This window comes from Mesorhizobium sp. M1E.F.Ca.ET.041.01.1.1 (assembly GCF_003997355.1).
Taxonomy (GTDB): domain Bacteria; phylum Pseudomonadota; class Alphaproteobacteria; order Rhizobiales; family Rhizobiaceae; genus Mesorhizobium.
Window position 1 is genome coordinate 1 of sequence record NZ_RZSL01000875.1, and the last position, 1,878, is coordinate 1,878.

Sequence of the window (1,878 nt, forward strand, 5' to 3'; positions counted from 1 at the left end):
TTTGATCGACGACATCCTGGAATCCGGCAAGACGCTTTCCTTCACCCGCGACCTCATGCTGTCGCGCGGCGCCAAAAGCTGCGTCATTGCGGTGCTGCTCGACAAGCGCATGCGCCGCCAGACCACGCTCAACGCCGACTATGTCGGCTTCGACTGCCCCGACTATTTCGTCGTCGGCTACGGCATGGATGTCGCGCACGCGTTCCGGGAACTGCCGTTCGTCGGCGTGGTCAAGGGCGACGCCTGACTCTCGAAGCGGAATCCGTGACGACCCGTCGACCGTTCGAATTTTCAGAAAAAGTCAACGTTTCCGCGCCATGTATCTCGGCATGGCAAAGCTTCTGATCGTCGAGGACGATGAGTCCGTCCGCACCCTCGCCGCCCGCGCACTGGAGCGCGACGGGCACAATGTCACCATCGCCGCCGACGGCGCGCAAGGGTTGGCGCTGATCCGGCAGGCGCATGGTGGCTACGATCTCGTGGTGTCCGACATCCGCATGCCGGAGATGGACGGCATCGAGATGGCGACGGCGGCGGCGAAACAGTTCCCGGCGATGAAGATCATGCTGATGACCGGCTATGCCGACCAGCGCGAGCGCGCCGAGGAATTGAACGGCATCATCCTCGACGTGGTGCAGAAGCCGTTCACGCTTGCCGAGATACGCGCCCGTGTCGGCCGGGTCTTAAGCTGCTTCGCTTGACCGTCTAGACAGCGTCACCGGTTGCCGCGAGTGTCGGTACGGCGCTCCTGTGCCGCTCGCCGTTGAGCGCGAGCAGTCCGGCGCCGATGATCAGCGCAGCGCCGAGCACGGTCGTCCCGCGCGGTACCTCGGCGAAGAACAGGAAGCCCCAGAGCGGCGACCAGAGAATGCCGGTATATTCGAAGGTGGCGACGCGGTTGGCGGGGGCCATCCGATAAGCCTGCGACAACAAAATCATGCCGGCGGGGGCGACGAGGCCGCAGGCGGCCATCTTGAGGAAGTCCGGCATGGTCGGCCACACCCATGGCCGCACCAGGAAGTCGAGGCTCGGATGGCCCGCGTGGGTGATGCCGGCAAGATGAAATATGGCGGCGACCGCCACAGCGCCGGTGAGGTAGGCGCCGTTCTGGTAGAAGGCCATGACCGTCGATGATTCGGTGTCGCCGATCCGGCGCGCCATCAGCTGCGAGAAGCCGTAGAGGAATGCCGAGCCGAGCGACAGCAGCGCCGCCCAGTCGAACACTCCGGCGCCCGGACGCAGCATCACGACGACCCCGACAAGGCCGATCAGCACAGTCGTCAGCGTCCGCCAGGAGACGTGCTCGCCGAGGTAAGGCCCGGCGAGCGCCATGATGAAGAGCGGCGCCATGAAATAAAGCGCTATCGCGTCGGCCAGCGATAAGGCGGCGATCGCCAGGTAATAGACCGTGTAGGACGAGAACTGGATGAAGGCGCGCAGCGTCAGCATGCCCGCTCGCTTCGACAGCAGCGCCTTCAGGCCGACATCGGCATGGACGACAACGATCAGGATCGGCAGCGCGACGATGGCGCGGATCGCCATCACCTCCGTCACCGGATAGCCGCCCGACACTGCCTTCACCAGCGGGTCCTGCAGCGAAAACACCAGAACGCCCAAGCAGAGGCTCAAGATGCCAAGCACCATCCGGTTCTGCATCGACGTTCCAGCGAAAAAGAGCCCGCCACCATTTTCGGGCAGCGGGCACGAGTGAGGACTCTTCGAATTGGTCCGCGGCCGATTTCGCGGCCGCATATCCAATGGGTGCGGTGACTATCCTGCGACGTTTGACATGTTGCAAACGAATTGGAATGATATCAGCGATCAAAATTTCTTATGGCGATACCTATGAAGCCCACCCTCGACAGCGACCTCCTGCGC

At 63.4% G+C, this 1,878-nt stretch carries 3 protein-coding genes; 2 read left to right on the forward strand and 1 reads right to left on the reverse strand.

Features of this window, described 5'->3' with window-relative positions:
- On the forward strand, window positions 1–247 hold a 247-nt coding region (locus EOA38_RS35315; RefSeq protein ID WP_281060161.1), incomplete at its 5' end, for a phosphoribosyltransferase family protein.
- Between the two features lie 82 nt (window positions 248–329).
- Window positions 330–701 (forward strand): response regulator, encoded by a 372-nt coding sequence (locus EOA38_RS35320; protein ID WP_127301392.1) that lies wholly within the window; start codon window positions 330–332, stop codon window positions 699–701.
- Window positions 702–705: 4 nt separating this feature from the next.
- On the opposite strand, the gene EOA38_RS35325 is transcribed toward EOA38_RS35320, so the two are convergent.
- Window positions 706–1,656, reverse strand: coding sequence for a DMT family transporter (locus tag EOA38_RS35325; protein WP_127301393.1), 951 nt, complete (start codon window positions 1,654–1,656; stop codon window positions 706–708).
- Window positions 1,657–1,878 lie beyond the last annotated feature (222 nt).